Genomic DNA, 25,699 nt, shown 5'->3' with positions numbered 1-25,699 from the left:
CCCACCCAGCCTCCCTCTCCTACGAGGAGAGGGAGGAGCAAGAAAATCAGAGTTCAAAGCCTCTCTCCGCTTCGGGGAGAGGTTTGGAGAGGGGTCTTAATATCAAAGAATACGCTGATATTGAGGAGTTAAACAATGCTCTCAATTCCTCAGAAAACATTTTACTATTAATTGACGAAGCTCACCGTTCCCACAGCAACACCCTTCACGCTTACCTTTCCAAAGCCTTACCCAACTGCGCCAAAATTGGTTTTACAGGAACTCCCATCATCTCAGCAAAGAAAAAGAAAACAAAAGACATCTTTGCTAATGAGGAAAATCCTTATATTGATATCTACAGTATCCGCGATTCCCAAAAAGATAAAGTTACCGTTCCCATTTTCTACGAAGGGCTGGAAACAATGGGAGCAGTCAAAGGAGCCAACACCCTAGACCAACTTTTTGAGGTGCTATTTCAAGACTATACCCCAGACGAACGGGCAGCAATTAAATCCAAATACGTTGGTAAGAAAAACGTCCTTAACTCCAAAGAACTGATGAAGGACAAAGCTAGGCATATCTTACGGCACTATGTCACCCGGATCATGCAGGGTAAATTTAAAGCTCAGGTAGCAGCAAGCGATCGCCAAGCTTGCGTTTTGTACCAGCAATATCTTACCGCAGCCAAAGACGAACTGATTCAAGAATTAGAATCAAATGCCGTTATTTTGCAAAATCTGAAATTAGAATCAGCACCTCCCGAATACCGCACCCTTGTACAAGCTTATCCTTACCTCGATACCATCAAGCGTTTAGAATTTGCGGCGATTATCTCCGCCAACAGCAAAAAAGACCCCCAAGCCTGGAAACAATGGACGGATGAAAATAACCATACCATCTACAAAAACCGTTTCTGGAAAAACTTAGATGAGGACGGTTTAGCTTTTTTAATTGTGAATAATAAACTCTTGGTAGGCTTCGACGCACCTTTAGAACAAGTGCTATATGTAGACCGCAGCTTAGTAGAACATGATTTATTACAAGCGATCGCTCGTACCAATCGCACTGCCGAAGGTAAAGACTACGGCTTAATTGTAGACTATTACGGTATCGACATCGCCGCCGCGATGAGTGTCTACGACCAAGAAGATGTCGATGGTGCTTGGTTTGATATCCAAGAAGAACTACCCAAATTAGACCGAGCTTATCAACGGGTAATGAACTTTTGGCAAGAACGCAACTTAAATATTTACGATGACAAAGAAGCTAGTGTAAATATCCTAAATCATGACGAGCGGTCGCGTGCAGAATTTTATCAACTTCTGCGGGAGTTTCTGCAAGCAATAGATGCCTTTTTACCTCGTCCCCAAGCTTTGCGCTACCTGAAGGATGCGAAAAAATTGGGAGAATTAAAGAAATTAGTCGATGATATTTTCCGAGATGAATGCCCAGAAGATGCTAAAGAAAAAGTTCAAGCGCTGATAGACCAACACATTCAATCTCAGGGGATTAACCTGAAAGTTTCACCAGTAAATATTTTAGACCTAGACTTTGAGCAACGGGTACAACAAAGACGTTCCGTGCAAACTCGTGCAGCCGAAATGGAACACGCTATCCGTTACCACATCCGCACCCATCTAGACGATGACCCAGTTTATTATCGCAACCTCAGCGACAAACTAGAAGAAATTTTACAACGTTTGGGTGCAGATTGGAATGCGATCGCTACAGAATTTTTAAACCTAGCGCAAAAAGTCCGAGCCGAACAAACCGAAGTCAGCGAAAATCAACCATCAGCTCGAATTCGCCCTTTCTTCAATGCTCTCATAGATACGCTGGAGTCACCAACACCCGAAATTGCCACCCAACTCCAAATCTTTACCACCGAACTGGTAGACTTTATCTACAACCAAAGTTATGTAATCGGCTTCTGGAACGACTTGGTAGCCAGAGAAAACCTCTGCAAAAATATCTGGCTGAAATTAGAAGATTTAAATGTCTTCCCAGATAGTAAACTAGATGGTTTAGCAGACCAAATCACCCAATTAGCCGAACGACACGATGCAAATCGAGGGCGATGAAAACTATTAATGTTGGAGAACTTTCCTTTGAACTGCGCGAAAGTCCCCGTCGTCGCACAGTTGAAATTACCATAGAACGCGACGGTCAACTAATCATCACAACACCACCTCAAGTCCCTGTAGAAAAACTAGGACAAATTATTGAACAACGCCGCTTCTGGATTTACAGCAAACTCCTCAAAAAAGCAGCTATCAAACCGCCATCTGCACAAAAAACTTATTTACCAGGCGAAGGCTTCCATTATTTAGGACGCAGCTATCGCCTCAAATTAGTAAACAGCGCAGACAACCCCCTGAGACTTTACCAAGGACGCTTTGAACTTTTGCGATCGCATCAAGACCAAGGTCGAGATTTATTTATTCAATGGTATCGCGGTCATATTCAACAGCATTTAGAATCAATTATTACATCTTTTACTAACAGAATCGGCAAAGCACCGACTTCTATTCAAGTCCGTGAACTCGGTAATCGTTGGGGTTCATGTAATCCAAAAGGTGATATTTATTTCCACTGGCGGGTTGCTTTGCTTCCTAGTTCCATGATTGAATATGTAGTCATTCATGAAATGGTTCACTTAGTTCAACCCAACCACAATAGAGACTTTTGGGACAGGGTAGAGCGAATCTTACCTAACTACGTGGAAAGAAAAAATTGGTTAGCGAAAAACGGCGCAATTTTTAGTTTATAAACAAATGGAGAATAACGGATTTGAACCGATGGCCTCTGCGGTGCGATCGCAGCGCTCTACCAACTGAGCTAATTCCCCTTCATTAGTACTGAGTCAAGAGTAATATCACTCGTTAGCTCAACACCCGCTCACCATAAAGTATTCTAACACTCAGTTACCGATGGCTGAGGCTGTTTTTGGGAATAAACCTTCTGCACACGTTCGAGTTCTAAATCACTGAGATAATCAACAGTCCAATTACAGCAGCGCTGAAGCATGTGGAATGGGTAAGTATTCGCGACACCAACAACTTGCATTTGCGATCGCTTCGCTGCTGCTATACCAGCTGGAGTATCTTCAATTGCCAAACATTCTTGTGGTTGAAGATTCAATTCGGGATATGCTTTATTCAGGCGTTTCACTGCCAGTAGATAACCATCAGGTTCTGGTTTACTGGTGGTGATGTCATCACCCGCGACGATAATTTTAAAATGTTCGGCTAGTTTAGTTCGCTGGAGTACCAATTCTATTTCTTTACGAAAAGCGCCACTGACTAATCCTAGTTTCAGATTCCGCGATCGCACCTGAAATATTAAGTCTTCTACACCTGGATATAAAGGCAGTTTCTCTATTTTCTCTAGTTCCACTACATAGGCTTGAGCTTTACGGTACAGCAACTGAGTTAAGTAGTTTTCGTTACCCACTCTACCACGATTTGCGAGTAATTGCTGAAAACAAGCGCGATCACTGCGTCCTAAAGAAGCTTGACGCTCATTAACGCGTTGGGGTTGGAGATTTTCTTCCATGAGAATCTCATCTATCAGTTGCAGGTGGATTGGCTCATCGTTAATGATCACACCATTAAAATCAAAGAGAACTGCCTTTAAACTCATGCCATTATGCCAAACCCTAAAGATCCTATTCCCTTCAAATCATTATCTATTGATATCGGAGTGGACTGCGGATATTTTCAGTTGTGATCAGTTTAACGCCGCTAGTTACTTGATGCATCCACCATACTTCCTGCGTAGGCGTAGCCCGTCGTAGACATCGCACAGCTTTAAATCTGTCTGCACCCATATTCGCATCCATGCTCCCAGCAGCATACTCACGAATATATGGCTCCTCAAAAATAATCATTAAGCCATTCTAAGTTAGGCAGAGTCTTCTAATTAGGACTCATTTCATTGCTCATGAGTATTGTAAACCCAAGACAAACTCATTTGCAGCAAGCCCCATAAACTAAATCAATTTTGGTGCGTTGGCGCAGCCTGCCTTAGGCATCGCCCATACTACCACTACTTAATTTATCTATTTTAAAATAATCAACCAGCAAAGTTTTGTAAGTTGCAAAAATTATCAGTAGCTTCCAAGCTACATATTGGATAAAAACTTTAATTTCTACTACCAAAACAAGCCCGTGACGAGGATTGAACTCGTGACCTCACCCTTACCAAGGGTGTGCTCTACCACTGAGCCACACGGGCGAAATATAATTTTTGTTGTAAGTTAGAATGCTGGGAATTTTGATGCTCACCCAGTCATTATAACTTATAACTTCGTAAGTGGTGGGCCGGGCTGGATTTGAACCAGCGTAGGCGCTAGCCAACGGATTTACAGTCCGTCTCCATTAACCACTCGGACACCGACCCAATTTGTCTCACGATTTAAAATATTAGCATTATCTTTTATAAATTGCAAGTGCTTAGAAAAATAACTTGTGGGTAGAGACGCAACAAAACTGCGTCTCTACCATCTGGATAAAAAATACTAATTACATACTCATCTCCAGCATTCGTTGCATTGGTCGCAGTGCAGCAAGGCGGATATCCTCTGACATGGTAATTTCGGGAGTACGATTTTTCATTGCCCAGTAGAGCTTTTCTAAAGTGTTTAATCGCATAAATGGACATTCGTTGCAAGCGCAGTTATTCATCGGCGGTGCAGGAATAAAATGCTTGTCAGGAGCTAGTTTTTGCATTTGGTGAATGATTCCAGGCTCCGTAGCAACGATAAATTCTCTAGCAGGGCTGTTTTGACAATACTTGAGTAAAGCGGCTGTGGAGCCAATAAAGCTGGCGTGGCGCAATACACTACTTTCACATTCTGGGTGTGCGATCGCCTCTGCTTCTGGGTGGGCAATTTTTAACTGGACAATTTTCTTTTCTGAAAAGGTTTCATGGACAACACAGCTACCTTGCCATAACACTAAATCTCGTCTGGTCTGCTCCATGACATACCGCCCCAAATTCCGATCTGGGGCAAAAATAATCGGCTGTTCCTTCGGTATCTGCTGCACAATTTTCACAGCATTGGAACTAGTACAAATAATATCGCTGATCGCCTTAATATCAGCAGAGCAGTTGATGTAAGACACCACCAGATGATTTGGATGCGCTGCCTTAAAAGCTGCAAACGCGTCTGGTGGACAACTGTCGGCTAAAGAACAACCAGCATTTAAATCTGGTAAAAGTACTAATTTATCGGGATTAAGTATCTTTGCTGTTTCTGCCATGAAATGAACACCAGCAAAGACAATCACATCCGCATTGGTTTTTTCTGCTGCTTTCGCCAGTTGTAATGAATCCCCAATAAAGTCTGCAATATCCTGAATATCTGGCTCTTGATAATAATGTGCCAGAATAACTGCATTAAGTTCTTTTTTAAGACTCTCAATGGCGGTAAACAAATCTAGTGGTAGTTCACCCGGTTGGGTTTTTTCTCGTTGAGCTAGTGCAGTAGTAAACACAGTTAGGGGGTGCTCTAAGTTGCAAATTTATGTCCTGTGGAATCAATTATAGTAGTTTTTACCAAAAATGGTGGGCGGTTGATATTTTCGGGTTGTGTCCAAATCGGGCTGAGTTTCATATCCTGGAGATAGACGGCAAGGAAAGTGGCATGACCAGTCAGAAAACTCAATCGATAAACCTCAAAATTGCTGTAGTTGGAGATGTTCACGACCAATGGGAAGTGGAAGATGGTATTGCACTCAAGCATCTGGGTGTTGACTTAGTGCTGTTTGTGGGGGATTTTGGTAATGAATCGGTAGAAGTGGTCAGAGCGATCGCCGCTCTCGATATTCCCAAAGCAGCCGTGATGGGCAACCACGATGCTTGGTACACCGCCACCGAATGGGGACGTAAGAAGGCTCCTTATGACCGCTCTAAGGAGGACTGGGTACAGGAACAACTTGATTTATTAGGCGCGTCTCAGGTCGGTTACGGTAAGCTAGATTTTCCCGCTTGGAATTTAACTGTAGTGGGGGGTCGTCCCTTTACCTGGGGTGGCCCAGAGTGGAAATTCGCGGAAATCTGTAAAGAACGTTACGGTGTGACGAGTTTAGAAGAATCTGCCGATCGCATCTTTAAAGCAGTGAAAAGCGCTGCTTACGAGACGATTATATTTTTGGGTCACAATGGGCCCAGTGGGTTAGGCGATCGCCCCGAAGACCCCTGCGGCAAAGACTGGCACCCAATTGGCGGCGACTTTGGCGATCCAGATTTTGGCGAGGCGATTTCTCAAGCCTTGACTGCTGGTAAAACCATTCCTCTGGTGACATTTGGTCACATGCACCATACTCTAAGACATACTAAGGTGCTGCGGAAATCTATTTTTAGAAGTCCAGAAGGGACAATTTACTTAAATGCGGCTAGTGTCCCCAGGATTGTGGAAAATGACAGCGAGAAGTTGCGTAATTTTTCCATTGTCTCCCTAGAGGCGGGTGTGGTTTCGCAAGTTTCCCTAGTTTGGGTGGGCAATGACTTCCAGGTAGCTTCAGAGGAAATTTTGTACGAGCGATCGCGTAGTGTGTCGTAGACATTCGCATCCAGTAGTGCAATCTGCGTAGATGATACGATATAGTATGATCTGTCAGCTTTAGTGCTAACCAACAAAAGCGTCTGAATAGCGTCTGAAAGTAGGGTAAGCACAAGTTTGACAGATATATTGGAGAGGTGGCAGAGTGGTCGATTGCGTCCGACTTGAAATCGGATGAGGCTAAAACCTCCGGGAGTTCGAATCTCCCCCTCTCCGTTGAGGAATTAATATGTGCTAGTTGCTGGTAAAAATCACAGGCAAAATATTAATTCTGAATTGAAGTAAAGAATCAGTGATTCTTCACTTCAATTAGAGTAATAAATACTGTAATCTTACTCAAAGTTGATACTGGCGATCGCTTTAAGCAGTCAACCAGTGGGGTTCTTTTTGCAGACGATTAATAACTTCTTGACTCCACTTAATTTGATTTCCACTCCAATTACCATTAGTATTGGTAACTAAATAAACTCGACCATACTTTTGACCTTTTTCAGTAAGTTGCCACTTTGACTTACCTTTTCTACTCTTGAGCTTCTTTTGCAAGCCTAACTGTTCTAAAAGCTGGTTTACTTGTCGGTTGGAAACTCTACTGTTGACCGACTCACTCAACCGCAGCGCAATTTCTGTCGGTGTGAGATCGACATTTGCAATATTTTCTGTCATAATTGGGGCTACGAAATTAAATTAATTCAAAGCCAGATACCCAAAAACGCAATTAATGGGGCTGGCTTTTTTGTTGCCAAAGTGCATCAAACCAAATACCCATTAAGAGTAACTCAGTCTGTTTTTACACTAAAACAATTTTTGCAATATTTATTGTAGATGTCAAGTACCCGACATACTTTTTTTGTATCAGTGTCCACCTGCCAAATGCTTTTTCAAGTCAGCAATCAGATTTCTGACTTTCTCCTCTACCTCGTCACTCAATTTATTACGGGCAAATTTTGCTGCTTCATCGGCATAGAGTGTCACATCGGGTACAAGAACAGGATAACGACTTTCTGTTTCTCCTTCATCAAAACCTGTTTGTGTATGTCCATGATCGCGTTCCCAACGTCCTGCCGCTAACCATGACAGCATCTTATCTAGTGTTTTTTGGTAAGTTTGTAAGTTTTGCTTTTCTAAATTAATAGCAACTTCAAGACGAGGAATTAAAAAGTGTCCACTTCCACTAGAATCACCATTAACTATTGTTTCATAAGCGGAGCTAGGGGCAGCATAACACATGAGTACACCTACTTTATGACATATATAAATAAATGGTGTATAGTCATCTTCTTCTAATCTATTTTCTTCGCCATTTGCTTTTTTTCTAACAAGGCGTTGAGCAATAAAAGTTTGCCAGTCCTCTATCTCATTTTCATTTAAAGGCTCAGTTTGCTCATCTTTTGAAATAACTATGGGTAATATATCATCTACAAAAGCAATATCTGAAAATCGTCTGAGAACTCGACAGCTTATAAAGTGTTTCTGTTTATTAAACTTGCTAGAATGGTTAGCTAAACCTAGAAATAAAAGATGGGATACTGATGTATCGACAAAAGGCGCTTTATAAACATCATCGGCATTAACTATAAATTTACCCTGTTCCTGAATTTGTCTGTTATACAAATACCAAAATACTAAAGGTGATAACCATGAAAGCTCTGGATTTTTCACTGCCGAACCGTAAATAATTTCACCAAGAGGATTTAACAGGGTATTATGAATAACTCCAGCAAATTCTGCAATTTGATTACGTACAATATCACCATATAAGCCATCAGCTTCATAGAAATTAATTCTATGTACAACAGGAAACACACGACCATCTCGAAAAATGAGGGTTACTTTTGGATTAATCTCTAAATCCGGTAAATTACCCATAGGCCGCCATTCAGTAGTTCTGGTTGCAACACGGTAATCTTGATGATATTGACGCAGTTCTAAGGCTGCTGTTTGCGCTCTTTTAAAGGTGTCAGTACCAAGTGTTCGCATTAGATTTGGAGATAGTACTAAACCTTTAGCAGCAGCATTATATTCTTCATATTCCTGTAGTCCATCAGGAGAAATATCAAAATCTAAATATTCCTGTTTTGTAGGATTATTGTCATCAACTACCATTGCAGCAGCAGAAGTAGTTACTATGACGGGATCTGGAGGAATAAAGCTACCTGAAGTGTGATTAAGAAAAATTTTTGCTATGGAAGCATCAGTTCCAACTGCTGCTTTATGTTGGTTTACCGGAGGAGTTGTTTCATCGATTAACCTATCACCTATAATTCGATTTTTTAATCTATCTCGTGCTGCTTTTTCATTAAATTGAGCGCGTCTTCCATCACGGAAAAAATTTTTGGCTTGTGAAGGTAAGTCTAAAATGCCTTCTATTTCATCTCGTGAACGGTCAAGCCGCCAAAATTTTTGCAAATTGTTTCTTGCCCATGTTAATCTTTCATCTAATCTTCTAACCAAAACTTGAGCTTCTACTGTTTCTGATTTTTGCAATTTACATTCAATTTCTTCGCCTAACTGGTTAAGGTCATTAACTACCCAATGTGCCATGTTGACAACAAGCTCTACAGGGTTTTGTATAGCTATTTCTGATGCGTAATCAATAATTACTTTTGCATAAGTATCAGCTAGTAGATTATTAGCAGCGATTCTTTCTAAAACTGTCCGCCATTGCTTTTGACGTTCCCGTTCTTGTGGATCTATCTGCTCTTTTTCAATTTCTGTTTTAGCTACAAAGTGAGATTTACTGCTATCTACATCTGGTATATCCTGAAAAGGGTTTACATATTGAGATAAAGTTGTAAGGTTAAAGTAAGCATAGGGTGGTTTACCTCTTCCTTTACCTTGACGCTTACGCTTTATCAGTTTTTCTTCCTTTAGTAGTTGGTTGAGAAGATTTCGTACACCTCTAGGAGAAATATCGCTATTTTCTGCTTGCAAATGCTGGATGATTTCATCAACCTCTAACCCTTCTGATTGTTTTAGCAATAAATCTAAAATTTTCTTCGTTAAAATTTCTTCTGCTGCCGCCATATTTTCACTTCCTCTGCAATATTGGGTGTTGGCGCACCTTCACGAGTTTCACGTTTACGAATACGTATCTGTGCTGGGTGGCGTATGATATCCATACTTGATGACATGATGGCTGTACCCTTTGGCAATTTGGGAATACGAGAAATCATTTCATCAGAAATACCCCCCAAAGTGCCTGATACTAATTTCATGTCATCTGGATCTAGGGCAAAAACTAGACGAGTATTGCAAGTTAACAATACTTGCTTATCCATAGATGCAGGACTTTGAGTAATTAATGTAACTCCAATTGCATCATGTCGAGCAGTACGAATCATCTCTCGGATCACTTGAGTTGATGCTGTTGTCTGTCCTCCTGCTGGTAAAAAAAAGTGCGCTTCATCCAGTACAAAGACAAAAGGTGGAATGCGATCGCGCTTTCTCAATGCTTGCAATAGTCTGACTGATGCTCCAACTATCAAATTTCGTTGCTGTTGGCTCAAATGCCCAACAAAAACATTAGTTATTGGTTGTTGAGCAAATTCCTCTAGCCAAGACTCTGTTCCGCTTGTCAACAGTGGATTACGCTTGAATACCGTTGATACTTTACGTGCGGCTCTCCCTCCCACTGCTGCTTGTCCAAATTCAGTAGCAGCCGCTTGGATTTTCTCTAATAATTCTTCAATTTGGATATTTACTTTGCCACTTTTTTCTAAACTTTGAAGTGCTTCAGTAAATACGGAATCATAAGCCATAGATACCAATTCTGATTGATCAGATGTGAGATTAGGAACAAACCCAAGAAACTCACTAAGTCCAATTACTGAGTAAGGAACACGAAAATTTACCCCCGCTCGAAAATTTAGACCTCCTAAATCTTCAGTAGCATGAATTACATCTTCCAAAACATCGAAAGCAATAACAGGTATGCCATGCCTAACTAACTCTTCTATCAAAACGCCTGTAGCATAACTTTTACCTACACCTGTTTTTCCCACAACTGCCAAGTGTCGGGCGATCGCTTCCATTGGCAAAATAAAGTTAGCACTTTTACCACCTGATTCTATTTCACCTAAGTAAAAACCATCTTCTTGCGTATCAGGAGTGTTGAGCAGTTGCGGTATTCTATCAGCTGGTATTTCATATACTCCCTGACCAGTTTGTGCTAAGAGACTGGGTTCTTTAATAGTGATCTGATGATTACCATCAAGATGTATTTCACCTAAAACCTCAATAGTCATCACACGGGTAACATGTGGAGAGCGATCGCATGGTCGAGTTTTGTCTGAACCTACCTGATATGCCTGATTCTGTTGCAGTGTTGATGGGTTAGCACGAGGGTTATCCTCTGTTCCCTCGATAATACGTCCGTAATGAACTATCTCATCTTTATCTCGTTCGATAACTACGTAAGTTCCCAAAGCTGGCATACGCCCTTCACGTACATGAAAAGGTACTTCGTCAAACGTTGGTGAACCTAAAAATGGAGAGGAAGAGGTTGTTCCTAACCGAACATGATCAGTCAAGGAAAGGGCTTGTTTAATATTAATGCCCATATTTAAACCAAAAATGTTTCAATAAATAATTAGTGTAGCAGTTTATTGAAATATTTAATAGCAATCGCCCGCTGCTCTCCCCCAAGACATCGTGCTACCATTACCAATAAATTCTTTTGGGAGTTCAATCAATGGCTACCCTTCATGCACTAAATGTACCCGATGAGTTATACGAACAACTGCAAGAGTTAGCTAAAGCTGAAAATAGCTCAGTTAATGCTCAAGTTATTACAATATTGCAGAACGCCTTGCAGAAGACAAAAATACAGTTAACTGAGAACGAAAGACGAAAGAATGTCCCAAAACTCTTAGAGGAAATTCGCCTTCGCCGTGAGAGTCGCCAGACTGATGTGGAATGGCCTGATAGTACTGCGTTAATCCGAGAAGACCGCGACAGATGACTATCCCTCTCAGATGTGTTGTAGACGCAAGTGTAGCTATTAAGCAATTTATACCAGATGATCCATTAACTCCGAAAGTTAATCAACTGTTTGCTCATCTTGCCAATCCCCAAAGTGCAATCTTTGTTCCAGACCTGTTTTACATTGAGTGTGGCAATATCATTTGGAAATATGTCCGCGCCAGACTTTATGCTGTTGCTGATGTGCCAGCAGATTTAGCAACTCTCAAAAGCTTCCCTTTGCGTGTTGTCTCCACAGCTGATTTGATGGCGGATGCAGTTATGATCGCCTTAAATTATAGAATCTCCGCCTACGATGCTTCTTATGTTGCACTTTCACAACAGATTAATGCTACTTTGCTGACTCTCGACGGCAAGCTGGTGAAGGCAATAGCCGCTTCATCTTACAATGTTTCTTCGTTTAATGACTTCGAGGTTCCGCCGTTGGAGTCAATGTAGAAGCGATCGCTCTTTCTTACCCCCAAAGCATTGGATAAGACTAAACATCTTGATACAAACTCAGAATTGGAGAAATTGAATTTTTCTCACTGACTTACTTAGTTGCAATAAAATTAGTTTGTAGAGCAATCAACCTGCTGTTTTTTTGTTTTTAATATTTAATTGTCAAAAATGCCTTTTACTTATAACCGCACGGTTCGCTTTCAAGATACTGATGCTGCTGGGGTAGTTTATTTTGCTAATGTTTTGGGTATTTGCCATGAAGCTTATGAAGAATCTCTAGAAGCATCAAGTATTAATCTCAAAGATTTTTTTGCTAATCCGTCTGTGGCTTTCCCCATTGTTCATACTAATGTCGATTTTTTGCGCCCTATGTTTGTAGGGGACAAGTTGCTGATTAGTTTAATACCCCAAAAATTAGGTGTTGATAAGTTTGAAATTACTTACGAAATTACAGTGGCTGAGGTGGTAGTTGCAAAGGCTATTACTAGGCATGTTTGTATTGATGCAAGTAGTAGAAGTAAGCAGGAATTACCTGAAGAGATAATCCAGTGGTTGGAAACGAACCGCAGAGACGCAGAGAAGCCAGTGCGTTGGGCGGGTTCCCCGACTTGAAGCAACTGGCGCGGCGCAGAGAGAAGAAAGTCTAGAGAGATTATGTGATGGAATTTTGGAGGAATTCTGTGGCTATTTGCTGTAACTGTTGGCGGTTAATTTTACCTTGGGAGTTGCGGGGTAAGTTTTGCTGAGGAATCCAATATTTAGGGATTTTAAATTTGCTGAGTTTGTCTTTGAGTAGAGTTTGGATTTTTAAGGCAGAGGTATCTGATTTTTTGGGAATGTAAATAGCTGTTAAGGCTTGTCCCCAGTGTTGATCTGGGATGCCGATGACACAAATATCGGCAACCATTTGAGTTGCTTGTATAGCTGATTCAATCTCTGCTGGGTAAATATTTTCCCCACCTGTAATAATTTTGTCGCTGTTACGTCCGATAATATTTAAATAACCTTGGTCATCTAAAAAACCTAAATCATCTACTTGGAAAATTTCCTGATTTTCTCTAGTTTTAGGATAGTAACCAAGGGATAAAGATTGAGTACGAATATTGATATTTCCTATTTGATTTGAATTTAAAATTTTGCCTTGCTGATTGCGAATAGTTACCTGAACATGGGGAAGAATCTGACCACTGCTCATTTTCCCACCAAGAAAATCATCTGGTTTGAGGGTAGCAATTTGAGAGGCAGTTTCTGTCATCCCATAGGTAGGTGATAACCGGATACGATGAAATCTGGCTTTTTCTAATAGTTCGTTCCATGCTGGCGCACCCCCCAAAAGTACAGTATTAAATTGGATTAGCCATTCAGTTAATTCTGGATTTTGCAGAAGTCTTTGTAACTGTGTTGGTACTAAAGATATAAAAAAATCTAATTTTTTAATATTCAAGATTTGACCAGATTCTACTGCTTTGAATGGCAAAATAGCCAGTTTACCTCCGGTGGTGAAAGAGCGCAGAAATTGCATTAAACCGCTAACGTGATGTAGCGGTAACACGCAAAAGGAATTGACTTGTTTTAGTTGAAAGTATTCTGTAAATCCTTGTACCGATGCTATGAGAGTTTCCCAAGTGTGGATGGCAAACTTAATCTGCCCCGATGAACCACCTGTGGGAATCATGATGTGATTGCGAATTGGGCATTGGGTATTATTCCCATTCCCCATGACACCACTTGCTTCTCCTGTCGGAGACGCTGCACGTAGCTTGCTTCCCCGTAGGGGTACAAGCCGGGAAACCCGGACAACGCAGTGGCTTCCCCATGCCCCATGCGCCATTCCCAAAATAATGTCTGGCTGTACTAAGTCAAACACTTGTTGCCATTCTTGTGTTCCCCAGTCGGGGTTACAAAGAAAAACTGGACAATTAGCTGCACAAGCGGCAATAAAACTGGCTAAAAATCGTAATGGTTCGCGTTCAGCTAAGATGATTTTTGGTGGCGTTCCACACGCTGATAATTGTATTAGTTCTAAATATAATTCTTGAGCAATTTGATTAAATTCACGGCTGTTATAACCGATAAGCCAATCATCCTGAGCCAGATTATTAAGACAGTCTAAAGGTCTTTGCATAAACTTTGAAGCCACGTTTCCTCTTGTTCAAAAAAATGGTCGATGCCAAAACCAATTGCCCTGTTGTTTCGGGATAATTCCGCTGCTAGCTGGAGTGCTGCAAGTCTTGCGATCGCAGTTTCAAAGACTGATGAAAATACAGTATCAATTTCATGTTGTTGGCAAAACTTTCTCAGATGAGATGGCGATCCGACTATTCCAGGCTTAATCACAAAAATCCCTCGCCAACCTTGTTGATAACAGGCAGTTAGTTGCCCAAGTGTGGCGACAGATTCATCTAAAGCGATCGCAGTTTCATAACTCATACTCAATTCCAACATTCCCTGAAATTGCTCAACAGGCAACGGTTGTTCAATAAATTCAATTTCTAGGGGTAGTTCTCCATTTGCCTTGAGATTGTCGCAAGTCCACAGCCATAAGTTAGCTTCTTCATAGGTGAGTCCACCGTTGGCATCTAATCGCAGTTTCGTAGAGGCTGGTAAGGTGTGGATCAGTGACTCAAAAATTTCTAGTTCATGAGCGATCGCATCCACACCAATTTTCCATTTAAACGTGCGATATCCCTGCTGCCATAGGGTTTCCCATTGATTTAAAGCTGCTTCCCCAGCTGGTAATAAGCCACTGTAGGGGAGAAGTGAGGAGTTAGGAGTTATGAAATTATTTTTTTCATCCCCCTTACTTCCAACTCCCCACTTTCCACTGCCCCACTCGCAGGCTGACTCAAAGCCAAATTGACAAGCTGGTAACTCATCTGGGATGGAGAAAATTATCTCGTCTGTGATTTCTTCTGGGAGTTGACGACAAAAATCTAAGGCTTGTTCTAGGGTTTCGGAACCGAACCAGCTAATGGGGGCAATTTCTCCCCAGCCAACTCTAAGAGTTTCATCAGTGAGACGGAGGATAATACCTTCACGAATATCCCAATTGCCATGATTGGTAGTCAGTGTTCGCACAAATCTTCGCCGATAGGGACGAAATTTAAATTGATAACGCATCAATTAGTAATTGCTAAAGCATAAATCCCAAGCCCAACAGCAAGCAAGCCCAGAAATGCACGGCTACAGCGATGAATTTACAGTTACTAACTTTGTCCGGTTGGTTGTGATTTTCTTGGACGTGGCGGCATAATTTGACAGCAAAGGGCAAACTCAGCCAACTCAGCAATGTCCAAGCTGGAGAAATTCCTAATAGCACAAACAGCAAGGTGAGGGGATAAATGCTACCAGTGAACCAAACTAGGAGTTGGGCCCCTTTTGCTGTTCCCAGACGGACGATAGGCGATCGCTTACCTGCGGCTATGTCATCCTTAACTTGGTGAAAGTGTGAGCAAAACAAAATTAAGGTTGTGGCAATCCCCACGATGACTGAGGCTGCTAAACTCGTTATTGACCAAGTTTGAGTTTGGCTGTAATATGCTGCCTCCACTGCTAAGGGGCCAAAGGCAAAAAAGCAAAGAATTTCACCTAAACCCTGATATCCTAAACGAAAGGGAGGCCCTTGGTACATATAGCCCAAACCGCAGCACAGCAGAATTATGGCGATGACAGTTAGGTCTTGTTGCCAAAAGGCGATCGCTAGTATGCCCAGCAACCCTAAACCTAAACACAAATTTCCTATCCAAAATATTAATAGCTTATTGCCTGTTAAGTTGACCAGAGAATGGTGCTTATTTTGATCAATACCTGTTTCGGAATCAAAGACATCATTACTGATATTTTCCCAGGCAAGAATTAAAATTGCCGCAGTTACAAAAGTAGAAAATACTGCACCATTGAACATTTTAGTTTCGGCAAATGCTACTGCTGTTCCTACCCAAATGGGCATAATGGCAACGCTGTACATTGGCGGTTTAATCGCTGCCATCCATAACTTAGTGTTGGGATATAAAATCTGCTTGGTAGTCATCAGTTGTGATTAATTAAATTGCCGGAATATTACTCACACTTTAGATTTTATGATTTAAAGAGACTCCAGATATGGGTGATATACAAACAACTGTCACTTTTACTGTGGCTTGTTAACCTTGTGTTGTTAACACTCACCCTCACGTTGCAATCTCAGGCTAAAACTGGCTTATCATGTTCTGAGAACACCACAAACAAGGCAAACCCTACGCTGGTAAAATGGCAACTTAATATGTTACCTGTAAAAATACGACCACGATTAATTACACTTTAGGAAGTTAACTTAAACAAAATTTACTATCGTTAGAAGATCCATGACAGTTTTACCATGTCGTAACAACTTATTTGTAGAACACAAAGATTTATATCAATTTCTGGTAGTAGTGCAAGAAAAGTGCGTCAACAATAATTGTAGGCAAATTGTCAGTATCTCCCAGGAGATTGATTTAGTTGACCCTTTACTTGTATTGGACAAACTTACACAAGCAAATGAAATAAATTTTTACTTTGAGGACAAAGGTAAAGGAGAAGCGATCGCAGCAATTGATGCTGTGACAAAATTACAAATTGATGGAGCAGACCGTTTTACTAAAGCAGAAAATTTTATCAAATCTTGCCTAAAAAATATAATTAATTTTGGTAACGTTAATCAACCTTTTTCCGGCCCTCACTTTTTTTGTTATTTCAGCTTTTTTGACAAAAATTCCCAAGTAGATTATCCCTTTCCATCTGCTACCATTTTTCTCCCCCGTTGGCAAGTAGCTGTGAAAAATCAGCGTTGTATATTAGTAACAAATATAATTATCAATGAAAATGTAAATATTCAAAGGTTGTTGGAGACTGTGCAAAATAAAATTGAATTTCTTCAATCTTTAGAATATTACTCTGCTAATATTGATTCTTTTCCGGCAAAATTCTCCAATAAATCTGTCACGAATGCTGCTCAGTTTAAACGTTCAGTAGTATCTGCTTTGGAAAAAATTCGGTCTAGTCATTTAAGTAAGATTGTGCTAGCAGATATATTAGATGTCAAATCAAGCAATCACTTTGACTTAGTTAAATCCTTAAATAATCTTAGACAAATACATCCTAACTGTTATATTTTTTCTACAAGTAATGGCAAGGGACAAAACTTTATTGGTGCAAGTCCAGAACGATTAATTAGTATTAATAATCAACAGTTAATCACCGATGCATTGGCTGGTTCTGCACCACGAGGTAAAACGCCTGCTGAAGATGCAGCTAATGCCAATCGCTTACTCAATAGTGCAAAAGAAAAGCACGAACACTCGCTGGTACTTAATTTCATTACACAACGCCTATGCCAGCTAGGTTTATTACCCCAAATATTAGCACCCCGCCTGCGACAATTATCGAATATCCAGCATTTATGGACACCAATCAGTGCTATGGTTCCAGCTAACATCCATCCATTAAAGATTGTCGCCCAATTGCATCCTACACCAGCCGTTGCCGGTGCAGCACGAGATGTAGCCTGTGCCGAAATTCGTCGTTACGAAAACTTTGAAAGAGGTTTGTATGCTGCGCCTCTAGGTTGGATAGATTCTCAGGGGAACTGCGAGTTTATTGTGGGAATTCGTTCAGCATTGGTCTATGGCGATCGCGCTAGATTGTATGCTGGTGCTGGTATTGTCGCAGGATCTAATCCTGATAAGGAGTTTGCAGAGGTGCAACTTAAGCTTCAGGCGTTACTGAAAGCATTAGTTTAAAGTTAATTCTCCAGTAGTTGATCTAGAAAACGCTATGAGCAACACTGTACTAGACAGCAACTTAGTTGAGTTGGAGTGATTAATTGGATAATATGAAAATATTGTGGCTTTTTAGGAAACTCTATCAACTAAAAATTCTGTTCCACCACCCTTAATTAAAGAAAATAAGCAATATGTTAGATATAAAGCTTTCCAAAAGTAGTGAAGAAGGACTTTTTCCGCCTCAAGAGTTCTTTAACGAGCAGTGGAAACTCTACCAGAAAATAGTCGATAACAATTACATGGGACACCATGAAATTTACTCTATACTGCGTGAGTTACTGCTTGGCTACTTCCAACAACCCTTCAGAATGCTTGATTTGGGATGCGGCGATGCTAGCTTTACTGCCCAGGCTCTGTTAAATAGCACTATTACTTTCTACCAAGGCATAGACCTATCCATACCTGCGCTAGAGATTGCTAAGGATAACATGGCAAAGATTCAGTGTGACACAACCTTTACCCAAGGTGATTTTTCCCAATTGGTTCCTGAATTGATGTTAAGTCAGCACAATAGCTTCGATATCATTCTCAGCTCTTTTGCCCTCCACCATTTAAGTCTTGAACAAAAGGACTGTATTATTGGTCAGATGAAAAATCTCCTCACGTCTAACGGTGTTTTTATTCTTATTGATGTTGTTCGTAAAGAAGGAGAAGAACGAGAAACTTACCTTAGACGTTACTTAGAGGGTGTACAAAAATACTGGTATTTACTTACTCCCCAAGAGTATTTAATGGTAGCAAACCATATTTCTTCAAGTGATTTTCCTGAAACTCACCAAACTCTTGATGAAATTTCACAAAAGTACAGTTTCACTCACTTTGATTGCCTGTATAACAATCCACTCAATGCCACACAATTTTTGTGCTTTTACCGATAATCATAAAAACTTAGTGGAATTCTTTATATGGAAAGTCTCTCTCTTGTAAGGAGAGAGGCTTTGAATTCTCCTTGAAACTCGCCAGATTAAAAATAAGTTGTTTTTGCACTATCGTACAGTTAAAAAGTCATCTTAAAATCCTGATGAGTGAAAACTTTAGCATTCGCCCCAGTGTAAGTAGCTACAATATGACCATCACCAATCATTTGATATTTGTATGTGACTAATCCTTCTAAACCAACAGGACCACGGGGAGGCATTTGTTGCGTACTAATCCCTACTTCTGCACCAAAACCATAGCGAAAGCCATCAGCAAAGCGGGTGGAACAATTGTGGAATATATTAGCTGAATTTACCAGTCCAAAGAAAGTTTCAACAGATACTGAATCTTCAGTAATAATCGCGTCAGTATGGCGAGAACCATATTCATTAATATGAGCGATCGCATCTTCTAAAGAGTCTACAATCTTAATCGACAAAATAAAATCGCTGTATTCTGTTTCCCAATCTATTTCTGTTGCAGTTGCAATGTTAGGTAAAATCTTTAACGTGCGTTTATCACCTCTTAATTCCACATGTCGTTCTTCCAAAGCCTCAGCAACTTTGGGTAAAAATTCTGTAGCAATAGAGGAGTGAACTAGCAAAGTTTCAATTGCATTACAAACAGCAGGATATTGCGTTTTGGCATCAACAGTAATCGGAACTGCTTTAGAAATATCAGCGGCTTTATCTATATAAAGATGACAAATCCCATCGGCGTGACCTAGTACCGGAATCCGCGTATTTTCCTGCACAAACCGGACAAATGAATTAGAACCTCTAGGAATAATTAAATCTACATATTTATCTAACTTCAAAAGTTCTAAAGTTTCTTCTCTAGTTGTTAGCAGTTGCACCGCATCAGGATTAACAGCAGTATGAGATAATCCCTGCTTAATTGCCTTAACTATTGCTTCACAAGAACGCACCGCTTCCTTTCCACATTTGAGAATTACACCATTACCCGATTTAATAGCCAAAGAAACAATTTGAATTGCTGCCTCTGGACGGGCTTCAAAAATAATCCCCAAAACACCTAAAGGACAAGTAATCCGCTTGAGAGTCAAACCAGTGTCTAATTCGCGGTGAATCTGCACTTTACCGACTGGATCAGCTAGCTTACCAACATCTCGTACCCCAGCGATCGCATCTCTTAACTTATGTTCATCTAATTGCAAGCGTTTATAAAGTGGTTTGGCAATTCCTTCAGAAGTAGCAGCTTCACAATCAGCAACATTTGCTTGTAAAATTTCATCTCTAGCTGATTCTAAAGCTTGAGCGATCGCAACAAGCGCTTGATTTTTGGCTTCAGTGGAGAGAATCGCTAGCTTACTTGCAGCTTGGCGGGTTTGCCCTGCGATTGTAATTAGGGGAGAAGCAATGTTAAGAATAGTCATAGCACAAATCTTTACCTTTTCCTCATTTTATCAACACTGAGTTAATCATTGGTTATTAGTTATTTTCCTCCCTCCTCTTTTATCGTCTTCCTCCAATCGGGTGAACCATGTGGGTAATCAATAATTACTCTGATCGGGTGAAGCAAGACTTGGTTTAAAACATTTATTCTGTAATTATCGAACACAGAAAAACCAGAGGTAATAACTTCACAGCTATATAAATATTTTAAGTATTAGTACAGGCATTATTTGAAAGTCTTAAATATGATTTATGCGTACCGAGACTAGAGAGACAAAGTGAGTTATGTTTCTCTAGTCTTTTTATTAAGGAAATAATTTATACTTACCTTTACTCTGGTCGAAGGGCTTTAACTTATAAGCCTTCTTTGGCAAGTTGCGCTTTTGCCTGCTGCCACAAGTCTTCTAACTCATCCAAACTGTAATCAGAAAGGGGACGGTCAACAACTGCCTCCATTTTTTCTAATCGCTGAACAAATCGCTGATTTGTGCCTTGCAAAGCGGCGCTAGGGTCAAGATTATGCCAACGGGCTAGTTGAATAGCTGCAAACAGTAAATCGCCTAATTCTGCTTGTTGTCGTTCTAATGTTTCCTCAGCCAAAGCCTGTTGAAACTCCGCCAACTCCTCATGAAACTTATCCCAGACACCCTGAATGTTTTCCCATTCAAACCCGATCGCCGCAGCCTTTTGAGAAATCTTCATCGCCGCCGTCAGCGGGGGAAGGGTACGCCCATAACGACCGAGTTTAGCACTAAGTTTTTGCGCGTCTGGAGATGCTTCACCTTTTTCCTCCGCTTTAATTTGTTCCCAATTTTGCCGTACCTCATCCACACTTGCTACCGACACATCACCAAACACATGGGGATGACGGCGAATCAACTTTTGGGAAATCCCCTGAGTTATTTCTTTGAGAGAAAATTGTCCAGATTCACTAGCGATTTGGGCTTGCAGTACCACTTGTAATAACAAATCGCCTAACTCCTCTGTGATCGCCCCCTTATCCCCACTCCTAATCGCGTCCACTACCTCATAAGCTTCCTCAATCACATAAGGCGTCAGCGTTTCGGCAGTTTGTACCAAATCCCAAGGACAACCCCCATCAGGCGATCGCAATTTCGCCACCACCTCAATCAACTCCTGCAACGCCGCCAAACTCTCATTTTGATTTTCCATACCTCTGCGTACCTCTGCGCTTCCCTTAGCGTCCCTTCGCGTTAAAAAAAATCATTTCTTCACTCTCGCCCGACGACTACCACTCCTGCTCACTTTCCGCCTCTTAATTTTGCCACTAGGAAGCAACCCCCGAACCCCCTGCTTTTTAAAACGCTTGTATGCCGAACCGCCCCAATCGCTGAGAGAATGACTCATCGCACCGAGTTCCAACCCCAAAAAGAGGGCGATATATTCAGTATCGTATTGTACGAGCGATCGCCCCACAGTTTGTCCTAAATCCTGCCAAGTAAAGCTCAGATTCCCCAACCTTTCGGCAATTGCCAAAACGAAAATAGCCAAAATAGCTAGCAAACACCCCAGATAAAGTATCCGCAGGATCGTACCAATAATCGGCCCGTGGGATAAAAAAGAACGATGGCGGAGACTTTTTTGATAAGGTAGCCAAATCCAGCGCAAGAAACCCCAGCGTTGAAATTGCACAGAGTAAATATCCAAATCGGGGCCAAACATTAGCCCTCCAAATAGAAACCCGCCTGCAACCAACAAAGTTGCATTGCTACTGCGAGTCTGCCAGAAAGTAACGCCTGCCACTAACGGCAGAGCATACATAGTAATGCGATCGTGCGTCCGACCAGAGGGCATCCTAAATCCTGTTAGCGATAGCGGGGCGTTTAGCCCGTGCTGAGTAATTGAATACTGAGTCAGTATAAGAGAAAAAAAGATTTTCCCAAAACAACTAGCGCCACGCGAAATATTTTGCTATATTAGTTAAGGATTAGTAAAAAGGGCGGTTAGCTCAGTTGGTAGAGCGCCTGCCTTACAAGCAGGATGTCATCAGTTCGAGTCTGGTACTGCCCATTAATTAGAATAAGGCTAGAGACAGCTTAAATGCAGTTTCTAGCCTTTTTGAATTTGTGGTATTTCCTAACTACGGTAGAGGACGCTGGCGGATCTGATCGCGCTCTACTACCGTAAACCCCTCCTCAAATTGCAATCCTTCTATATCTTGGGAAAAGATTTTGAATGTTTTCTACTGCGATAAAAGATGCATTAAAACTGATAATTATCGATTAGTTCTCTATTTTCTGCAATTGATTTAATTGGTTTAGGTCTGGTTGTGGATTTTTATAATATTCTTCAAAAATGCAGCAATTGGAAAATAAGTTTGCTATGGCAATTGATCCAAACTCAAACAATTAATCACTAGTTAATGCTGAAGCAAGAAGGTCAGGACGAGAGAGATGCGGGCAATGTCCAGAGGCTAGCTCAATGGCATCAACTCCTAAGCGCTTGCGGGAAGCAATGCGTGACCATGCAGGAGATATTATGCGGTCATTGGTACAAACAATATATTTACGCTCAACCGAAGGCAAAGCTTTTAGAGGATTCGTTTCAAAAATATATGCCATAGATTGTTGAGAACGACTTTTCGAGATTGCCCACTGTGTTACATCTGGTTGACAATCATGAAAGAAAAAATCCCTTAATACTGCTTCGTCTGAATAATCTTTCCCTACAGAAGCTGGTTCATACATATCAGGTTCATCGTAGAACTGTTTGAGTTTACTTGGGTCTTTTGGCTGGTAATTTAATGATTTGAGCGTATCAGAATTAAGATGATGAGAAAATTGGTCGAGTGTACTAACTCCAGGATAGGGGAGCAGCGCAGCTACAAATACTAGTTGACGCACTTTTACCGCTTCTGCAACCAGAGGAATTATAGTACCAGCCATTGAGTGACCGACTAGCACAATATGATCATCAGTTTTTGGCAGCGCTTGAATTACTACATCTGCCAATTGGGATAAAGTTGCAGATGCATTTTCAATTGGTAAATCCATTGCTATGGTTTTGTGACCCTGTGCTTCTAAGTAGGGAATTAGCAAATCCCAACACCAGGTGGCTTGGAAAGCACCGTGAACTAGACAATATAGACTCATATTAATTGAACAGTGGTAATGGTGGACGAGTTTTTTAACTTCTCTTATTTTTTAGCAAATTTTAAACCTTGACCAGGTAAGTTAAGTAACCGTACAGAATTAATTACAGTCATTGCGAACGATCGCGAAGCGTCTCGAACTCAGCCCTTGCGATCGCTACCCTGCGGGAACGCCTTGGCGCAGCCTCTTGTAGAGAAGGGCGAATATTTCCCAACTCTTGGAGACGCTACCGCGTAGCTTGCTTCTCCGTAGGAGTACGCTGCATTCGCAATGAAATTGTATAATTAATTTTTTATCTATTTACATCAGCAGCTGCTATATATTCAAACAGCAGTTAAAACAGGCTGAAAAGGTTGCAATAAAATACCCAAAATTTTATTAACTTCTTTAATATAGTATTCAGTCGAATCTATATAAACTGTCGTCTCTTCTAAAAATAAGAACTTCCAATTAGTTCCACTAGTAACCGATCCATAAATCCGCCCAACTTCATTGCCTTGATTTTGATTGAACAACTGCGCCGCAATCATTGCCGCTACACATTGACCAAGACCACCGATAATATCTTCTTTTTTTGCTTCAAAAATAAACATTACTGGAGCAGAAATAAATAATTGCTCCTGGGAATTACTAATGATGTAATCGCAAAACCATTGTAAGCCTTGAGTTGCATCAACATTAAATTCATTGCCAGAAAACAGGGAGATTTGATTATTTAATAATCGTCTGACTTCTGCCAGGATTGGTGCAATTAAAAACTCTGATCCTGCTTTTTAAGTTGAAATTGCAGTTGCTAAAGGAATGTAATCAATCAAAATCGTTCTGAGAGTTTCTGATGGTGTAACAGGTTTGGTATCAGCAAATAAATTCCGAGTTTCATCGAGGGTTAAGTCAAAACTCTTTTTCACCTTAGCGAGACTAAAATCGCTGTATAGCATCCTTCCGCCTTGTGATTATCTATACTGCTTCTGGGTTGAGTTCAATAGAAACCTAACCCCCAACCCCTTCCCTACTAGCGTTGGGGAGTAAGATTCAAAGCCTCTCCCCTCTTAGGGGAGAGGTTTGGAGAGAGGTCATAGACATATTTTTGCAAAAGTGAGATAACTTCATTTTTTTGCACAATGTCTCACTAATTTTGTAGCTTCTTAAGTTCTGCATCTGTAAACGGATTCTTCCCCGCGCGTAAATCTTTCACCCAGCGCTGCCGTTGTGCTTTACTATCTTTATCTCCAGGCTGGGCGATGTATGCCTCAAAGTCGGTAATCGCCCCTTGAGTGTCGCCTGTCAGCGCCCTAGCCAAGCCACGACTATCACGAGTGCTGCCATCAGGTGCAAGTGCAACCGCTTTATCACAGGCTGGTAAAACATCAGCAGCTTGTTTTTGCAGACTCCCGTTCCTGCATAGTGTATTCCAAGAATCAGCAGGAATTTCGACTTTTGGATCAAACTTGAGGGCTTCGGTGTAAGCTGCTAGTGCTTCCTTAAACTTACTCTCTTCTAAGCGGCTGTTTCCTTCAGCAACTGAGCGTTCAGCCTTGCCTTTGTTGACAAACTCTTGTGCTTTTACCTGGGGTTCAAATTTTAAATTAGTATCCCACTGCTGGGCTTGGCGGAATTTGGTAATAGCATTATCAACATCTTCATTTCGCGCTAGCTTCTCACCTTGGATAACTAATACTGTTGCGGCTTGCAACAGCCGAGGCGGAGTTTGGCATTCCGTTACTTCTTGCAGCACTTCAGGATGGACAACCAAATAATTGTTCAGCAAGCCACAACCATCTTTGACTAACTTATTTAAATCCAAATTCCATATAATTATCGTCTTGTCCCAACTTGCAGAAGCCAGCCTTTGCCCATCGGGGCTGAACACCACGCTATAGACCCCACTGCTATGCCCAGTCAGGGTTTGCACAGCTTTGCCTGTGGCGACATCCCAAAGTTTGATCGTCTTGTCATCACTTGCAGAAGCCAGCCTTTGCCCATCGGGGCTGAACACCACGCTAATGACCGTACGGCTATGCTCAGTCAGGGTTTGCACAGCTTTGCCTGTGGCGACATCCCAGAGTTTGATCGTGTTGTCATAACTTGCAGAAGCCAGCCTTTGCCCATCGGGGCTAAACACCACGCTAGTGACCGCACTGCTATGCCCAGTCAGGGTTTGCACAGCTTTGCCTGTGGCGACATCCCAGAGTTTGATCGTCTTGTCATAACTTGCAGAAGCCAGCCTTTGCCCATCGGGGCTGAACACCACGCTAATGACCGTACGGCTATGCTCAGTCAGGGTTTGCACAGCTTTGCCTGTGGCGACATCCCAGAGTTTGATCGTGTTGTCATAACTTGCAGAAGCCAGCCTTTGCCCATCGGGGCTAAACACCACGCTAGTGACCGCACTGCTATGCCCAGTCAGGGTTTGCACAGCTTTGCCTGTGGCGACATCCCAGAGTTTGATCGTCTTGTCATAACTTGCAGAAGCCAGCCTTTGCCCAT

General features: G+C 41.4%; 20 protein-coding genes, 5 tRNA genes and 3 pseudogenes. 10 read left to right on the top strand and 18 right to left on the bottom strand.

The window, feature by feature from the left end; genetic code table 11:
- Together V7K40_RS09410 and V7K40_RS09405 are read left to right on the top strand one after the other, a co-directional pair.
- On the top strand, positions 1-2,060 hold a 2,060-nt coding region (locus V7K40_RS09410), incomplete at its 5' end, for a type I restriction enzyme endonuclease domain-containing protein (RefSeq protein WP_334958816.1).
- Positions 2,057-2,749 (top strand): SprT family zinc-dependent metalloprotease, encoded by a 693-nt coding sequence (locus V7K40_RS09405; RefSeq protein WP_334958814.1) that lies wholly within the window; start codon positions 2,057-2,059, stop codon positions 2,747-2,749. The genes V7K40_RS09410 and V7K40_RS09405, both read left to right, overlap by 4 nt.
- Positions 2,750-2,754: 5 nt before the next feature.
- Here the strand turns inward: V7K40_RS09405 and V7K40_RS09400 are convergent.
- The 6 genes and pseudogenes from V7K40_RS09400 to nadA form a co-directional block, all read right to left on the bottom strand.
- A tRNA-Ala gene (locus V7K40_RS09400) sits at positions 2,755-2,827 on the bottom strand.
- 65 nt (positions 2,828-2,892) lie between these two features.
- Positions 2,893-3,621 carry an HAD family phosphatase gene (locus V7K40_RS09395; RefSeq protein WP_334958813.1) on the bottom strand — a complete coding sequence of 243 codons (729 nt, stop codon included), beginning with the start codon at positions 3,619-3,621 and terminating at the stop codon, positions 2,893-2,895.
- Positions 3,618-3,902, bottom strand: a pseudogene (locus tag V7K40_RS09390) (methyltransferase type 11); the annotation flags it as partial. The gene V7K40_RS09395 and the pseudogene V7K40_RS09390, both read right to left, overlap by 4 nt.
- 241 nt (positions 3,903-4,143) lie before the next feature.
- A tRNA-Thr gene (locus tag V7K40_RS09385) sits at positions 4,144-4,215 on the bottom strand.
- Between the two features lie 79 nt (positions 4,216-4,294).
- Positions 4,295-4,380 (bottom strand) — tRNA-Tyr (locus V7K40_RS09380).
- A 122-nt stretch (positions 4,381-4,502) separates the two neighbouring features.
- Positions 4,503-5,477, bottom strand: coding sequence for a quinolinate synthase NadA (gene nadA, locus V7K40_RS09375; RefSeq protein WP_334958810.1), 975 nt, complete (start codon positions 5,475-5,477; stop codon positions 4,503-4,505).
- 149 nt (positions 5,478-5,626) lie between these two features.
- Between nadA and V7K40_RS09370 the strand changes: the two genes are divergently transcribed.
- Both V7K40_RS09370 and V7K40_RS09365 read left to right on the top strand, forming a co-directional pair.
- Entirely contained in the window at positions 5,627-6,544 is a 918-nt protein-coding gene (locus tag V7K40_RS09370; protein ID WP_334958818.1) for a TIGR04168 family protein, read from the top strand.
- A 131-nt stretch (positions 6,545-6,675) separates the two neighbouring features.
- Positions 6,676-6,760, top strand: a tRNA-Ser gene (locus V7K40_RS09365).
- Between the two features lie 144 nt (positions 6,761-6,904).
- Here V7K40_RS09365 and V7K40_RS09360 read toward each other — a convergent pair.
- The 3 genes from V7K40_RS09360 to V7K40_RS09350 form a co-directional block, all read right to left on the bottom strand.
- Positions 6,905-7,207 (bottom strand): hypothetical protein, encoded by a 303-nt coding sequence (locus tag V7K40_RS09360; protein WP_334958808.1) that lies wholly within the window; start codon positions 7,205-7,207, stop codon positions 6,905-6,907.
- A 189-nt stretch (positions 7,208-7,396) separates the two neighbouring features.
- Positions 7,397-9,568, bottom strand: coding sequence for a hypothetical protein (locus V7K40_RS09355; RefSeq protein WP_334958807.1), 2,172 nt, complete (start codon positions 9,566-9,568; stop codon positions 7,397-7,399).
- On the bottom strand, positions 9,544-11,103 hold the full coding sequence (locus V7K40_RS09350) for an ATP-binding protein (RefSeq protein ID WP_334958804.1): 1,560 nt from the start codon (positions 11,101-11,103) through the stop codon (positions 9,544-9,546). The genes V7K40_RS09355 and V7K40_RS09350 overlap by 25 nt, the downstream gene beginning before the upstream one ends.
- Before the next feature lie 131 nt (positions 11,104-11,234).
- On the opposite strand from V7K40_RS09350, the gene V7K40_RS09345 reads away from it, so the two are divergent.
- The 3 genes from V7K40_RS09345 (at position 11,235) to V7K40_RS09335 (ending at position 12,577) form a co-directional block, all read left to right on the top strand.
- Positions 11,235-11,504 carry an Arc family DNA-binding protein gene (locus V7K40_RS09345; RefSeq protein ID WP_334958802.1) on the top strand — a complete coding sequence of 90 codons (270 nt, stop codon included), beginning with the start codon at positions 11,235-11,237 and terminating at the stop codon, positions 11,502-11,504.
- Positions 11,501-11,962 (top strand): type II toxin-antitoxin system VapC family toxin, encoded by a 462-nt coding sequence (locus tag V7K40_RS09340; RefSeq protein WP_334958799.1) that lies wholly within the window; start codon positions 11,501-11,503, stop codon positions 11,960-11,962. Before V7K40_RS09345 ends, V7K40_RS09340 begins: the two co-directional genes overlap by 4 nt.
- A gap of 171 nt (positions 11,963-12,133) precedes the next feature.
- The gene (locus V7K40_RS09335; protein ID WP_334958796.1) at positions 12,134-12,577 is read left to right on the top strand and encodes a thioesterase family protein; all 444 of its coding nucleotides are present in this window, start codon (positions 12,134-12,136) and stop codon (positions 12,575-12,577) included.
- 40 nt (positions 12,578-12,617) lie between these two features.
- Here the strand turns inward: V7K40_RS09335 and V7K40_RS09330 are convergent, their stop codons facing one another.
- Genes V7K40_RS09330 through menA form a run of 3 tightly spaced genes read right to left on the bottom strand, consistent with a single transcriptional unit; the run spans position 12,618 to position 15,995 of the window.
- Positions 12,618-14,090 carry a 2-succinylbenzoate--CoA ligase gene (locus V7K40_RS09330; protein ID WP_334958794.1) on the bottom strand — a complete coding sequence of 491 codons (1,473 nt, stop codon included), beginning with the start codon at positions 14,088-14,090 and terminating at the stop codon, positions 12,618-12,620.
- Entirely contained in the window at positions 14,075-15,085 is a 1,011-nt protein-coding gene (locus V7K40_RS09325; protein WP_334958792.1) for an o-succinylbenzoate synthase, read from the bottom strand. Before V7K40_RS09325 ends, V7K40_RS09330 begins: the two co-directional genes overlap by 16 nt.
- Positions 15,086-15,098: 13 nt before the next feature.
- The gene (menA, locus tag V7K40_RS09320) at positions 15,099-15,995 is read right to left on the bottom strand and encodes a 2-carboxy-1,4-naphthoquinone phytyltransferase (RefSeq protein ID WP_334958790.1); all 897 of its coding nucleotides are present in this window, start codon (positions 15,993-15,995) and stop codon (positions 15,099-15,101) included.
- A gap of 313 nt (positions 15,996-16,308) precedes the next feature.
- Between menA and V7K40_RS09315 the strand changes: the two genes are divergently transcribed.
- Both V7K40_RS09315 and V7K40_RS09310 read left to right on the top strand, forming a co-directional pair.
- Positions 16,309-17,724, top strand: a complete 1,416-nt coding sequence (locus V7K40_RS09315; protein ID WP_334958788.1) for an isochorismate synthase — start codon at positions 16,309-16,311, stop codon at positions 17,722-17,724.
- Between the two features lie 173 nt (positions 17,725-17,897).
- Positions 17,898-18,644 carry a methyltransferase domain-containing protein gene (locus tag V7K40_RS09310; RefSeq protein WP_334958786.1) on the top strand — a complete coding sequence of 249 codons (747 nt, stop codon included), beginning with the start codon at positions 17,898-17,900 and terminating at the stop codon, positions 18,642-18,644.
- Between the two features lie 119 nt (positions 18,645-18,763).
- Here V7K40_RS09310 and V7K40_RS09305 read toward each other — a convergent pair whose 3' ends face one another.
- The 3 genes from V7K40_RS09305 to V7K40_RS09295 form a co-directional block, all read right to left on the bottom strand.
- Positions 18,764-20,080 carry a glutamate-5-semialdehyde dehydrogenase gene (locus V7K40_RS09305; protein ID WP_334958784.1) on the bottom strand — a complete coding sequence of 439 codons (1,317 nt, stop codon included), beginning with the start codon at positions 20,078-20,080 and terminating at the stop codon, positions 18,764-18,766.
- 373 nt (positions 20,081-20,453) lie between these two features.
- On the bottom strand, positions 20,454-21,272 hold the full coding sequence (gene mazG, locus V7K40_RS09300) for a nucleoside triphosphate pyrophosphohydrolase (protein WP_334958782.1): 819 nt from the start codon (positions 21,270-21,272) through the stop codon (positions 20,454-20,456).
- 51 nt (positions 21,273-21,323) lie between these two features.
- Positions 21,324-21,914 (bottom strand): metal-binding protein, encoded by a 591-nt coding sequence (locus V7K40_RS09295; protein WP_334958780.1) that lies wholly within the window; start codon positions 21,912-21,914, stop codon positions 21,324-21,326.
- A gap of 143 nt (positions 21,915-22,057) precedes the next feature.
- Here V7K40_RS09295 and V7K40_RS09290 point away from each other — a divergent pair.
- Positions 22,058-22,130: transfer RNA gene (locus V7K40_RS09290), tRNA-Val, on the top strand.
- Positions 22,131-22,468: 338 nt separating this feature from the next.
- Here V7K40_RS09290 and V7K40_RS09285 read toward each other — a convergent pair.
- From V7K40_RS09285 to V7K40_RS09275, 3 genes and pseudogenes are all read right to left on the bottom strand, one after another.
- Positions 22,469-23,212, bottom strand: a complete 744-nt coding sequence (locus V7K40_RS09285; RefSeq protein WP_334958778.1) for an alpha/beta hydrolase — start codon at positions 23,210-23,212, stop codon at positions 22,469-22,471.
- 323 nt (positions 23,213-23,535) lie between these two features.
- Positions 23,536-24,150, bottom strand: a pseudogene (locus tag V7K40_RS09280) (hypothetical protein).
- A 191-nt stretch (positions 24,151-24,341) separates the two neighbouring features.
- Positions 24,342-25,699: pseudogene (locus V7K40_RS09275) on the bottom strand (ribosome assembly protein 4); the annotation flags it as partial.

Source organism: Nostoc sp. (genome assembly GCF_036917195.1).
Taxonomy (GTDB): domain Bacteria; phylum Cyanobacteriota; class Cyanobacteriia; order Cyanobacteriales; family Nostocaceae; genus Nostoc.
This window is presented reverse-complemented; position numbering and strand designations above follow the sequence as displayed.